This is a genomic window from Agromyces sp. Y182, from assembly GCF_059445385.1.
This window is the reverse complement of record NZ_JCAIUF010000001.1, coordinates 86094-99371: the sequence shown is the minus strand read 5'-3', so window position 1 is coordinate 99371 and position 13278 is coordinate 86094. Positions and strand designations below refer to the sequence as shown.

At 68.8% G+C, this 13278-nt stretch carries 8 protein-coding genes; 5 read left to right on the top strand and 3 right to left on the bottom strand.

All coding sequences use genetic code 11. The annotated features are described in order from the left end of the window. The first annotated feature begins 63 nt into the window (after window positions 1–63). From AC1C2R_RS00475 to AC1C2R_RS00465, 3 genes are all read left to right on the top strand, one after another. Window positions 64–1653, top strand: a complete 1590-nt coding sequence (locus tag AC1C2R_RS00475; RefSeq protein ID WP_495378575.1) for a M28 family metallopeptidase — start codon at window positions 64–66, stop codon at window positions 1651–1653. 160 nt (window positions 1654–1813) lie between these two features. Further along, window positions 1814–2974 carry an LLM class flavin-dependent oxidoreductase gene (locus tag AC1C2R_RS00470; RefSeq protein ID WP_495378574.1) on the top strand — a complete coding sequence of 387 codons (1161 nt, stop codon included), beginning with the start codon at window positions 1814–1816 and terminating at the stop codon, window positions 2972–2974. 2 nt (window positions 2975–2976) lie between these two features. Further along, a complete protein-coding gene (locus AC1C2R_RS00465; RefSeq protein WP_495378573.1) occupies window positions 2977–3606 on the top strand; it encodes an FMN reductase in 630 nt (209 codons plus the stop codon). Here the strand turns inward: AC1C2R_RS00465 and AC1C2R_RS00460 are convergent. Together AC1C2R_RS00460 and AC1C2R_RS00455 are read right to left on the bottom strand one after the other, a co-directional pair. After that, window positions 3581–4228 (bottom strand): DedA family protein, encoded by a 648-nt coding sequence (locus AC1C2R_RS00460; RefSeq protein ID WP_495350573.1) that lies wholly within the window; start codon window positions 4226–4228, stop codon window positions 3581–3583. The two genes, AC1C2R_RS00465 and AC1C2R_RS00460, sit on opposite strands and share 26 nt — an antisense overlap. A 51-nt stretch (window positions 4229–4279) precedes the next feature. Further along, window positions 4280–8053, bottom strand: a complete 3774-nt coding sequence (locus AC1C2R_RS00455) for a DUF3376 domain-containing protein (RefSeq protein WP_495378572.1) — start codon at window positions 8051–8053, stop codon at window positions 4280–4282. A 306-nt stretch (window positions 8054–8359) separates the two neighbouring features. Between AC1C2R_RS00455 and AC1C2R_RS00450 the strand changes: the two genes are divergently transcribed. After that, window positions 8360–10351, top strand: a complete 1992-nt coding sequence (locus AC1C2R_RS00450) for a glycosyltransferase (protein WP_495378571.1) — start codon at window positions 8360–8362, stop codon at window positions 10349–10351. Window positions 10352–10358: 7 nt separating this feature from the next. Here AC1C2R_RS00450 and AC1C2R_RS00445 read toward each other — a convergent pair whose 3' ends face one another. After that, window positions 10359–10550, bottom strand: a complete 192-nt coding sequence (locus AC1C2R_RS00445) for a DUF5302 domain-containing protein (protein WP_495350570.1) — start codon at window positions 10548–10550, stop codon at window positions 10359–10361. A 408-nt stretch (window positions 10551–10958) separates the two neighbouring features. On the opposite strand from AC1C2R_RS00445, the gene AC1C2R_RS00440 reads away from it, so the two are divergent. Continuing rightward, on the top strand, window positions 10959–13247 hold the full coding sequence (locus AC1C2R_RS00440; protein ID WP_495350569.1) for a polyribonucleotide nucleotidyltransferase: 2289 nt from the start codon (window positions 10959–10961) through the stop codon (window positions 13245–13247). Window positions 13248–13278 lie beyond the last annotated feature (31 nt).

Here is a 13278-nt window from a genome sequence, read left to right as displayed (position 1 = left end):
CCAGCGCCTAGGCTGCCCCCCGAACGGGTGCCAACGGAGACACCCGGTAAGGAGGGGAAAACGATGCGCCCAACCACCCCACGTTCCAGAAAGGCCCGTGTGATCGCGATCGCGACCGCCGCGGCGTTCACGTTCGCACTGATTCCCGCGGGGGCCGCCGTCGCCGGTCAATCCGCGAAGTGCGAGAACCGAAACAACAACACGGCAGCCAAGCTGCTCGAGTGCGTGAAGCCGAACGGCATCATGGCTCATCTCGAGGAGCTCCAGGCGATCGCCGACGACAACGGAGGCAACCGCGCCGCCGGACTTCCGGGGTACGACCAGAGCGTCGAGTACGTCGCCGAGACGCTCGAGGACGCGGGCTGGCAGGTCACGCTGGAGGAGTTCCCGTTCACGTTCACGGGGCCGTCCGCGCTCGAACAATTGGCGCCGGTCGCCGCGACGTACGAGACGGAGTCGTTCTCGGGCACCGGGTCGGGAACCGTCGAAGGCACCGTCATCCCGGTCGACGTCGTGCTCACCGCACCTTTCGATCCAGTGACGAGCGGCTGCGACGCGGAAGACTTCACCGGTCTCGACTTCTCGGGCGCGAACGATATCGCGCTCGTCCAGCGCGGCACCTGCGAGTTCGGTGTCAAGGCGAAGAACGCCCAAGACGCCGGCGCCGAAGCGGTGATCATCTTCAACCAGGGCAACACGCCCGAGCGGTCGGGACTCGTGACCGGCACGCTCATCGGAGAGAACCCCGATCCGCTCGACATCCCCGTCGTCGGTGCGAGCACCGCCGACGGCCTCGCGCTCGCGCAACCGGGATCGACGGCGAAGGCCTTCGTGCCGGATCCGGAGGAGCGGCCTCAGGTCAACGTGATCGCAGAGCTGCCCGGCAAGAACGACCAGAACGTCGTCATGGCCGGCGCGCACCTCGACTCGGTGCAGGCAGGTCCGGGCATCAACGACAACGGCAGCGGCTCGGCGGCACTTCTCGAGCTCGCCGAGCATCTCGGCAAGCTGAAGCCGCAGAACACGCTGCGGTTCGCTTGGTGGGGAGCAGAGGAGTCTGGACTGCTGGGATCCGCGGCCTACGTCGATGGACTCCCGCAGGCGGAGAAAGACGAGATCGCGCTCTACCTCAACTTCGACATGATCGCATCGCCGAACTACATGTACATGGTGTACGACAGTGACGAGTCGGGGTACGAGGCGCCCGTGCCGGTACCTGAAGGATCGATCGCGATCGAGGACCTCTTCGAGAGCTACTTCACGCTCCTGCGGATCCCGTACGACGATGCGGAGTTCTCGGGTCGCAGCGACTACGAGGCGTTCATCCTCAACGGCATTCCGGCGGGCGGCCTGTTCACCGGTGCCGAGGTCGTGAAGACCGAGCAGCAGGCGGCGATCTGGGGCGGCACCGCGGGCGAGCAGCTCGACCAGTGCTACCACATCGCCTGCGACACGATCGAGAACGTCGACCGAACGGCGCTGCTCGTGAACACGGGTGCGATCGCGACAGCGGTGCTCACGTACGCGTACTCCACCGAAGACGTCAACGGGGTGAAGGGCAAGAAGCTGCCCTTCAAGTTCCTTCCCGAACCGGCCGGCCCGCAGGGCACGGTCGGCGGTGGCGGCGGTCACGAGCACAGCCTCATCGACTGAGGCCGGCGATCGAGGGCGGGGGTGCCGAGTCGGCACCCCCGCCCTCGACGTGCGCGGCGCTGATCGATCGGGAATAGTGGGCGAGGGGCATCCGTTAATCGAAGTGTATGCAAAAGTATGCATTACGGATACCTCGCGAGGACGAGCCCAGGAGGGCAACATGCAGTTCGGAATCTTCACCGTCAGCGACATCACGCAGGACCCCACGACGGGACGCACGCCGAGCGAGCACGAGCGCATCACCGACGTCGTGAAGATCGCCCAGCACGCCGAAGAGGTGGGCCTCGACGTCTTCGCGCTCGGTGAGCACCACAACCCGCCCTTCTTCTCCTCCTCGCCCACGACGACGCTCGCGTACATCGCGGCGAAGACCTCCACGTTGCAGCTGACGACCTCGACGACACTCATCACGACGAACGACCCCGTCAAGATCGCCGAGGACTTCGCGATGCTCCAGCACATGGCCGACGGCCGCGTCGACCTCATGCTCGGTCGCGGCAACACCGGGCCGGTCTACCCGTGGTTCGGCAAGGACATCCGCCAGGGCATCAACCTCGCCCTCGAGAACTACGCCCTCCTGCACCGACTGTGGCGTGAAGACTCCGTCGACTGGGACGGCCAGTTCCGCACGCCGCTCCAGGGCTTCCAGTCGACCCCGAGGCCGCTCGACGACGTGCCGCCGTTCGTCTGGCACGGCTCGATCCGCAGCCCCGAGATCGCCGAGCAGGCCGCCTACTACGGCGACGGATTCTTCGCGAACCATATCTTCTGGCCCGCGTCGCACACGCAGCGCATGGTGGCGCTCTATCGCCAGCGCTTCGAGCACTACGAGCACGGCACCGCCGAGCAGGCGATCGTCGGACTCGGCGGCCAGGTCTTCATGCGCAAGAACTCGCAAGACGCCGTGCGCGAGTTCCGCCCGTACTTCGACAACGCACCGGTGTACGGACACGGCCCGAGCCTCGAGGAGTTCACCTCGCAGACGCCGCTCACGGTCGGCAGCCCGCAGGAGGTCATCGACAAGACCCTCGGCTTCCGCGACTACGTCGGCGACTACCAGCGCCAGCTCTTCCTGATGGACCACGCCGGCCTGCCGCTGAAGACCGTGCTCGAGCAGCTCGACCTGCTGGGCTCAGAGGTCGTGCCGGTGCTGCGCCGCGAGTTCGCGAAGAACCGCCCTGACACGGTTCCGGATGCCCCGACGCACGCGTCGCTCGTCGCCGCGCGCAACTCCACCGCTGGTCGAGTAGCGAGCTCCAGCGAGCGTATCGAGACCCCGAAGGGCGCAGCGTTCGGCGCCGCGGCCGTGAAGGGAGCCTGACGATGACCACACGTACCCTCGCCGTCGTCTCGGCAGGCCTCAGCCAGCCGTCGTCGACGCGCATGCTCGCCGACAAGCTCACCGAGGCCACCGTCGTCAAGCTCACCGGGCAGGGCATCGACACGACCGTCGAGACCTTCGAGCTCCGGGACGTCGCGACCGACATCATGAATCACATGCTGACGGGCTTCCCGAGCCCGAAGCTCGAGGCGGTCATCGAGGCCGTGACCGGCGCAGACGGCCTCATCGCGGTCACGCCGATCTTCACGACGAGCTACTCCGGCCTCTTCAAGTCGTTCTTCGACGTGGTCGACAGCGCCGCGCTCGCCGACCTCCCCGTCGTGATCGGCGCCACCGCCGGTACGCCGCGCCATTCGCTTGCGCTCGACTACGCCCTGCGCCCGATGTTCACCTATCTGCACGCGATCGTCGCCCCCACGGGCGTGTTCGCGGCGACGGGGGACTGGGGCGAGTCCGCGGACAGCGTGAAGACGCTGCCGGCCCGCATCGAGCGGGCCGCGGGTGAGCTCGCCGCGCTCGTCGCGGCGAGCGATCGTTCCACGACGGTGCGTGACCCGTTCGCCCTCGACCGTCCGTTCGGCCATCTCATCGGGGGTCTCGCGGGGGAGTGATCTCCTCGTCGGCCGGTGCCGGTGCGACACCGCTCCGCCGCGCATCGAGTCGGCCGATCGTCCGGTCGACCACGAGACCGATCACGATGGCGACCGGAACGGAGATGGCCGCGGCGAGGAGCGGCGAATCGCGCAACAGGTTGCCGACGATCGCGCCGATCGCCACGTTGTAGCAGGCCCACGCCAATCCGGCCGCGGCCGAGAGCGGGAGGTACCGGCGGAGCGGCACGCGCCCAGCACCCGCGGCGAGATTCACCGCGATGCGGGCGAACGGCACGTAGCGTGCCGTGAAGACGAGCACCGCCGTGCGCCGGTGCACGGTGTCACGCATTCGGGAGAGAGCGGCACCGATGCGACCCTCGCGTTGCCAACGCCACCGGTCGAGACCGACCCTGCGCCCGATCAGGTAGCAGAGGCCGTCGCCGACGACGGCGCCGAGCGCGGCGACGGGGATGATCGCGCCGAGCGGCGGCGATCCGGTCGTCGCCGACAGTGCGCCGAGTGCGACCACAGCGGTCTCGCTCGGGAGCACCACGACGAAGGCGTCGCCGACGACGAGCCCGAAGAGCAGCGGAATGAGCCAGGGTGAGGCGGCGAGCCCGCTGATCCACGCGTCATCCACGCGATCGTTCTACCGGCTGGAAGTGAACAGCAGGGGCCGGATGCGTGGTCGTCAGTCGTCGGCTGAAACGAGCGAGCCGGGCTCCAGATCGTGCACCGAGTCCTTCGGCATCCCGGCCGGGCCGGTGTCCCACCCGCGAAACCACGGAGCCCACCAGATCGTCGTGCCGGCCACCCATGCGCAGACGACGAACCCGACCCAGGTCTGCGTCTCGATCGTCGATCGGCTGAGAGCCAGCGTCGTGATGATGACGGCCACCGCAGTCGTCACGACGGTGGTCGCGGTCACCGCGAGCAACTGACGCACCCGCAGCGCCTGCGCGAGCAGCGTCAGGGTGAGGGCAGCGGCAACGATCGCAGCGGCGATCGAACGCCAGACGACATGGTTCCAGGGCTCCGGCATTCCCGCTGTGAGCGCATCGAGGCTCGCGGGCAGCACTGCCGTGACCGCGAACGCCGCTGCCGCCAGCACGGCGAGCGCGATCCAGCGGCCGGGTCGGGATCGCCGGGCGGCCGGCACGGTCTGCAACGCACGGCTCGTCACCTCGGTTGCGGCGAGCACCGCGATGAGTGACAACCAGAAGGGAACGCCCCAGAGGCCGTAGACGAGGCACGCGGCGGCGAACACGATGAAGAGCACGATCGTGATGCCGATGAGCGTCGCACGCAGGATGGTCGCCCGTCGCTCGGCTGCGGCGATCACCCGCCGCGCCCGGCTCGACTGCTCCGTGTGATTGGCGACGACGAGCCAGTGACGCCGCCACGACGCGGCGGCGCTCGTCAACCGGAACGCCGCGAATACGGCGACGATGGCGAACATCACCCACCTCGAGGTCGACGGCCAGGCGAGCGGCGCCGGATCCTCGAGCTCTGGCCAGGCGAGCAGGATGCCGCAGGCGACGATCACGATGGCGAGGATGAGTCGCGGCGGCGAGAGCACCGCGGGAACGAGCACGAGCAGAGGGCGGATGATCCACTGCAGCACCCGTATCGGCGACAGCGTGCCGGTGCCGCGCACGAGCGCGACCGATGCGGAACGCACCACTCGCGAAGCGAGCGCCACGCGATACCCGGAATGCAACGACTCGAGGTCCTGCGTGCCGCGCACGAGCTCCGCGCGCACGGCGTCGGCGTCGGCCGATTCGATGGCGTGCTCGTACGGTCGGGCATCGTCGGCGTTCAGTTCGAGGAGGAGGGCGTCGTGCACAGTGTGCAGCTCGGCCTCGGCTTCGATCGCAACGGGCAGCTCGTTGTCCGCGACATCCGGAGCCCGCTCCATGCTGCCGAGCAACTCGAGCATGCCGGCCGATGCATCGAGGCGCCCCCACCACCAGTCGTTGCGACGCCACGCAGCACTCAGGAAGCCGGCGAAGTTCGCGATGCGGAGTCCGGCCAGCTTCGAGGAGGAACGCAGTTCGGCGTCGTCGTCGAGCAGCTTCATCACGGTCTCGCGGTCGAGTTGGTCGATCGGTTTGGCCAGCGTCGCCCGATACCCCTCGAGCAGCTGCGCGTCGAACAGGGTTCGATAGCGACGCGGCGAGGCCGGCTGCGTGTCGGAACCGATGCGATGGAATCGCACCGTCGACATCGCGGTCGGCATGCCGCTGCCCGCGAAGATGAGCGGAAGATCTCTCGCCGGCAGGTCCACGGACGAAGCGGGCAGGCGGTGCCAAGGGGACTCCAGCCATCCCGATTGATCGGGGAACCGTTCGAGCACAGCGCTCGCGTCCTGCAGCCAGCGCACGATGCGATCGAGTTCTGCCCAGAGCTCCCGGCGCCGCTCGGGGGTCGCGGCGTTGGCCGTGAGCCACGTCAGCACGAGCCGGCGCGCACGGACGTCGGAGAGCGTGCCCTCGACCTGTGGGATGCCGTCGACGGCATCGAGTGTGCGTTCGACGGCCGAGTCGCGGAGATCGCGGGCCTCGGACATCACGGCGTAGAGGCACTCGCGGATCGCGGCGCGCGATCGCGACCGGGTCGCGGGTTCATCGGCGACCGCGGCGTCGAAGGCGTGCAGCGAGACGGTGCGGAAGCTCTGATCTTCGAGGGCGCGGATCCAGGTGAGTGCGCAGTACGAGGCGTCGACGAGTGTCTGGGAGCCGGCCGGGATCGCATCGATCGGCACGCCGTCGGGGAGCGTGCCACGACTCAAGTCGTCGAGCACCGCGCGAAGTGCCTTCTCGAATCGGCCGATGCTGATGCGATCGAGCGCCCGTCGGGCCGGACGATCGACGAGATTCGTGCCGAGCGTCCACTCGCCCGGGCGAGTGAAGACCGAGCGCAGGAACGCCGCGTCGGTCGTGGATCGCAGCCGCGCGAATGCCGCGACATGCGCCAGCGCGGCCGGACCGTCTGCCGCGACCGGTCCTCCGTCCAGTCGCACGGCGAGCATCTCGTCGCGCCCCTTGACGACGAGCGCCGCGGCGCGCGCGGCATCGACCGCGTCGATCTCGTCTTCACTCGACTCAGACCCGGCCCGCTTGCGCACGGCGGTGAGGATCGGCGACAGGAATCGTGAGAGCGGGTCATTGCGTGCCGTCGCCGAGTCCGGAGTCAGCTCGGGTGCCGGCCCGTTGTACTCGGTCGCGCGGATGAGCCAGTGCGAGGTCTCCTTCGGCGATGGATCCAGATAGATCAGCGCCCGGTTCACGTGCTCATTCGCGGGGATGTTGCGCACGGCACGAAGCGCGCGGTCGATCGGGATGTTGTCGAGCACGCCGCCGTCGACCACCCGGAAGGGATGCGCTCGGCCTCGCTCCCGGTGCGCGCTGAAGACGTTGCGCATGTCGGGCGGACTCATGACGGCGTCGGGGCCGGTGAGCGGCTCTTCGTCGGAATAGATGAGGGCCGGTTCGAACGCCCCCGGGAACGACGACGTCGCCCGGGCCGCGTAGGCGAGGCGGGCGAAGTCCCGTTTCCGTCGGATGTCGGTGGCGCCGTGGCCGGGAATGCCGCGATCGGGCACCGGATCGACGTCGGCCCCGACGAAGCGGAAGTGCGCCCGGCCTTCTGCTGCACTCCGTTCGTTCGTGTCCTTCGCGTCGATGAGGGTCGCTGAGAGGTCGACGACGACGTGCGGCACGGCGAGGGCGGGATGCGGCGGATTGACCGCCTTCGGCGCCTGGCCCGCGCCGCCCGGACTCACTGTGCCGGAAGCGATGTCGGCGAGAGCACGATCGAGTTCGACCCAGAAGTACTCGTCGCCGCGAAGGACCGAGTCGTAGGAAGGGCGACGGCCCGTCTGCAACAGGCCCCAGGCCGAGCCGGTGCTGAGCCAGGTGCCGAGGATTCCTTCGAGTCCGACGCCGGCTCGCTGGGCGACGGCGTACATGACGCCGTTCAGGCCGCCCGCGCTGGCACCGGCGAGCACGTCGTACTCGACCCGGTCGTATCCTCTCGAACACAGGAGCCGGGCGTACGCGTCCGCCCGTGCGAGCAGATGGGCGTCGGCCTCGTGCCCGTTCGGGTGGATGAGCAGCGCTTTCGGACGCGGGTCCCGTCCATCGCGATAGATGCGGATGCGGCGGAGGATGTCGAGTTCGGCGATCGCACCGCCGATCCACACCGCGAGGCTCACTCCGCCCTTCATCGCCAGCGCGACTCTCAGGCCGCGTGCGTGGTACGGCCGCGCTCCCTCGGGGAGGAAGACGCGCTGGTTCAGGTCGGCCCGACCGTCGGGCGCGACCGCGCATCCGGGTTCGGGCGGTGCGAGGTCGATGCCGGCAGGCACGGGGAAGACGCCGTAGTCGCGCGCGGCGTCACCGTCTGGATCGAGGCGAAGCGTGACGTACTCGTGCGGCGGCGGCGGCGGGTTCGGTGCGGACATCGGCGACTCCTCGACGGAGATCTTGCGGGTGGCGACATCGTACCGACGCAGCTGCACGCGCGACCTCAGTGCTCGCACCGATTCCGGCCGGGCGAACCCGTGCCGACGGAAGCCGGCGCCGTGGGTTCACCGACGGCCGACCGTGACCGGATCAGTCGTCGAGCACGAAGGGCGCTTCGAGGGTGACCGGCCATGCACGACGTGCCGTCGACGGCTGGGCGAACGGCTTCCGACGAGTCGGTGAACCCTCGGTTTCGGCCCGCGTTTCCGGCGGTTTCCGCGCCCGGCGACCTTCACGCTGGGGGCGTGAAGGTCGTCCTCCTCGCAGAATCGTTCCTCCCGCACATGAACGGCGTGACGCATTCCCTCCTGCAGGCGCTGCGTCACCTCGAACGACGCGGTCATGACGCGCTCGTGATCGCCCCTCGATCCGGATCCATCGACCACTCGCTCTTCGGCGCTCGCGTCGTGCTGCTGCCGTCGATGCCGCTGCCGAGCTATCCCGAAGTACGGGTGAGCCTCGCGAGTGCGCACCGAGTCGCTGCCCTCATGCGCGAGCACGAGGCCGACGTCGTGCACCTCGCGTCTCCGTTCGTGCTCGGCTGGCGCGGCGTCCTCGCCGCCGACGCGCTCGGCATCCCGTCGGTCGCCGTGTACCAGACCGACATCCCGTCGTATGCCGAACGTTACGGCGCGCCCGGCGCGGCTCCCGCGCTCACCCGGCACCTCGGGCGGCTGCACCGGCGCGCGACCCTGACGCTCGCCCCGTCGTCGTCGGCCATCGAACGGCTCGAGTCGCTCGGCGTCGACCGCATCAGGCTCTGGCGGCGTGGGGTCGACACCGACCGGTTCTCGCCCGCCCGGCGAGATTCAGCCTGGCGACGCGAGTACGCCCGCGGCGACGAGGTTCTCGTCGGCTACGTCGGCCGACTCGCTCCCGAGAAACAGGTCGAAGACCTCCGTGCGATCGACGGCCTGCCGGGTGTGCGGCTCGTCGTGATCGGCGACGGGCCATCCAGGCCCGCACTCGAGCGCATGCTGCCCGATGCCCGGTTCACGGGCTTCCTCGACGGTGACGAGCTCGCGCGGGCGATGGCGAGCCTCGACGTGTTCGTGCATCCCGGCGAGAGCGAGACATTCTGCCAGACGGTGCAGGAGGCACTGGCGAGCGGGGTGCCGGTCGTGGCGACCGGCCGCGGTGGCCCGCTCGACCTCGTGGACAGCAGCGTGAACGGTTGGCTCTACCGGCCGGGTGACCTCGAGGACTTCCGCGGACGGGTGCGGGACCTCACAGGGGACGACGCGAAGCGACGGGCGTTCGGCGAGCGGGCGCGCGCCTCCGTCGCGGGGCGCAGTTGGGACAGGCTGGGCGACGAACTCATCGGGCACTACGAGGAGGCGATGGAGCGACGAACGGTTCGCCCGACGGATGCGGTGCGGCCGGCGCAGATCGTTGCGACGCCGCGGCCCGCGGGCGCAGCCAAGACCTGGAGTCGCTATGTCGCCGTGGGCGACTCGCTGACGGAGGGGCTCTGCGACGTCTCCCGCATGCCGGCGGGTGAGTACCGTGGCTGGGCGGATCGGCTCGCGATGCTCCTCGCCGTCACGAGTTCGGCGGGCGCGCCCATCGCCTACGCCAACCTCGCGGTGCGGAGCCGTCGAATCCGCGATGCGGTCGAGGTGCAGTTGCCGAACGCCGCCGCGCTCGGCGCCGATCTCGTCTCCGTGCTCATCGGCGCGAACGACCTCGTGGGGCGTCGCGCCGATCCCGAGCGGCTCGCGGCGCAGCTCGGCGACGCCGTTTCACGACTGCGTGCGACCGGCTGCGATGTGCTGCTCGTGACCGCGTTCATGCCGCGACGGCCTGCTGCCCGGCTCTTCGCTCGGCGCTTCAGGGTCTTCAACTCGCGGCTTCGCGCGCTCGCAGCGGCGACCGGCTCGATGTTGCTCGATGTCGACGCCCGACCTGAACTCGTCGATGACGAACGGTGGGCCGAGGATCGCGTGCACCTCAACGCGGCCGGGCACCGTGGCATCGCCTACGCCGCCGCGCGCGTCCTCGGCGTGCCGGATGCGGGCGAGCTCGGCGCACTCGAGCACGCCGTCCACGAGCCGGCGGAGGATCAGCAGTCGACGAAGGTCGGTGACGTGGCATGGCTCGGACGGCACGCCGTGCCGTGGATGCTGCGACGGCTTCGCGGCCGGGCGGCGGGCGACGGTCGTGAACCGAAACGCGCCGTGCTGCTGCCCGTCATCGTGCCGGCGACCAACGCGCAGACGACGGTGCCGATGGAGTGAGGCCGGCTCAACCGCTCTTGCGTCGGAACTCGCGCTTGTGCTCGGCGGGACCCTGAGTGTGGTTCGCGCCGCCGCCGCCGTCGAGGTGGGCTTCGCCCTCACGCTTCTTCGACGCGTTGTTCTTGCGATCGAGCGCCTCGCGGAACTTGCGCTTCGTCTCCTCGGAGGGGCCCGGTGTGCTCTGCTCGTCGGAACTCATGCATTCGAGTTTGCCACGGATGACTCGGGCCCGCGCACCACGCGATCCCGGCGTGGACGGCACGCGGCACGCGACATCCGCTGTTCACCGGGCGAATTCGCGCGCTCTGCTAGCATTGAAGCGGTAGCTCGATGGGTTGCCGTCGTCTGATGTGCCGCGAACCGGCGCTTGCCTGTCCGGGCGCAGACGCACAATCGAATATCGAGCACTGTGCTCATTTTGAGCATTTGGAGCAGGCCGGCAGGAAGCTGGTCCCCTGTGGTGGATTACCAAGCCGACCGGTTTGGTGGACTTCTACTGGTGGCCAGCGTGAACGCACCGACCGGTGCGATTCGTATTGCCTGTTCCTGCTCCTCTGTATGAGTCGCGCCCACACGGGGTGCGACGGTAAACAAAGGAGACGACCTCTTGGAAGGTCCAGAAATCACGTTCGCCGAAGCCGTCATCGACAATGGCAAGTTCGGCACCCGCACCATCCGCTTCGAGACCGGCCGCCTCGCCCAGCAGTCGCAGGGCTCCGCCGTCGCCTACATCGACGAAGAGACCATGCTGCTCTCGGCGACCTCGGTCTCCAAGCAGCCGAAGGAGCACTTCGACTTCTTCCCGCTCACGATCGACGTCGAAGAGCGCATGTATGCCGCAGGGCGTATCCCGGGCTCGTTCTTCCGTCGCGAGGGTCGCCCCTCGACCGAGGCGATCCTCACCTGCCGCCTGATCGACCGCCCCCTGCGTCCCTCGTTCGTCGAGGGCCTCCGCAACGAGGTGCAGGTCGTCATCACCGTGCTCGCCATCGAGCCCGACGAATACTACGACGTGCTCGCGATCAACGCGGCGTCGCTCTCGACCCAGCTCTCCGGCCTGCCGTTCTCCGGTCCGGTCGGCGGCGTTCGCGTCGCCCTCATCGACGGCCAGTGGGTCGCCTTCCCGAAGTACTCGCAGATCGAAGACGCCGTGTTCAGCATGGTCGTCGCCGGTCGCGTGATCACCGAGGCCGACGGCTCGCAGGATGTCGCGATCATGATGATCGAGGCCGAGGCCACCGACAACGCGTGGAACCTCATCCAGGCAGGCGGGATCAAGCCCGACGAGGCCGTCATCGCGCAGGGCATCGAAGCGTCGAAGCCCTTCATCAAGCAGCTCGTCGAGGCCCAGCAGCACGTCGCCAAGACCGCTGCGAAGCCCACCGCCGACTACCCGACGTTCCCGCCCTACCAGGCTGAGACGAAGGCCGTCGTCGAGGCGTTCGCACTCGAAGAGCTCAAGGGCATCTACAAGATCGCCGAGAAGGTCGCTCGTCAAGACGCCGACGACGCGCTCAAGGCGCGTGCCAAAGGGCACGTCGCAGCGAAGGTCGAAGCGGGCGAGCTGCCCGAGTCGGCCAACGCCGAGGTGTCGGCCGCGTACAAGTCGGTCACGAAGCACGTCGTGCGTTCGCGCGTGCTCGAAGAGGGTGTGCGCATCGACGGTCGCGGGCTCGCCGACATCCGCCCGCTCGACGCCGAGGTGCAGGTCGTGCCTCGCGTGCACGGCTCGGCCATCTTCCAGCGTGGTGAGACCCAGATCCTCGGCGTCACGACGCTGAACATGCTGAAGCTCGAGCAGTCGATCGACTCGCTCAGCCCGGTCACCAAGAAGCGCTACATGCACAACTACAACTTCCCGCCCTACTCGACCGGTGAGACCGGTCGCGTCGGGTCGCCGAAGCGTCGCGAGATCGGGCACGGCGCACTCGCCGAGCGCGCACTCGTACCCGTGCTGCCCACGCGTGAAGAATTCCCCTACGCGATCCGCCAGGTGTCCGAGGCGCTCGGCTCCAACGGCTCGACGTCGATGGGCTCGGTCTGCGCTTCGACCCTCGCGCTCCTGAACGCGGGCGTGCCGCTGCGCGCACCCGTCGCCGGCATCGCGATGGGCCTCATCTCCGACACCGTGAACGGTGAGACCCGCTACGCGGCGCTCACCGACATCCTCGGCGCCGAAGACGCCCTCGGCGACATGGACTTCAAGGTCGCCGGCACGAGCGAGTTCGTCACCGCGATCCAGCTCGACACGAAGCTCGACGGCATCCCCGCCTCGGTGCTCGCCGGCGCGCTGACGCAGGCGAAGGACGCCCGCACGACGATCCTCGCCGTGCTGAACGCGGCGATCGACGGTCCCGACGAGATGGCCCCGACCGCGCCCCGCGTGATCTCGGTGCAGATCCCCGTCGACAAGATCGGCGAGCTGATCGGCCCGAAGGGTAAGACGATCAACGCGATTCAAGATGAGACCGGCGCCGACATCTCCATCGAGGAGGACGGCACCGTCTACATCGGCGCGACCGACGGTCCGTCGGCCGAGGCCGCCCGCGCCCAGGTCAACGCGATCGCGAACCCGACGAACCCCGAGGCCGGCGAGCAGTTCCTCGGAACCGTCGTCAAGATCGCCGCGTTCGGTGCGTTCGTCTCACTGCTCCCGGGCAAAGACGGCCTGCTGCACATCTCCGAGGTGCGCAAGCTCGCCGGTGGCAAGCGTGTCGAGAACGTCGACGACGTGCTCGCCGTCGGACAGAAGATCCTCGTCGAGATCACGAAGATCGACGACCGCGGCAAGCTCTCGCTCGCCCCGGTGCTGGCTGAAGACGCCGACACCAACGGTCGCGAGATCGCCGGCACGCACGCCGAGGCTCCGGCCGAGGGTGCTGACGTCGACGCGTAGTTCGCGCCCATTCGTCGCTTGAGCGACGACA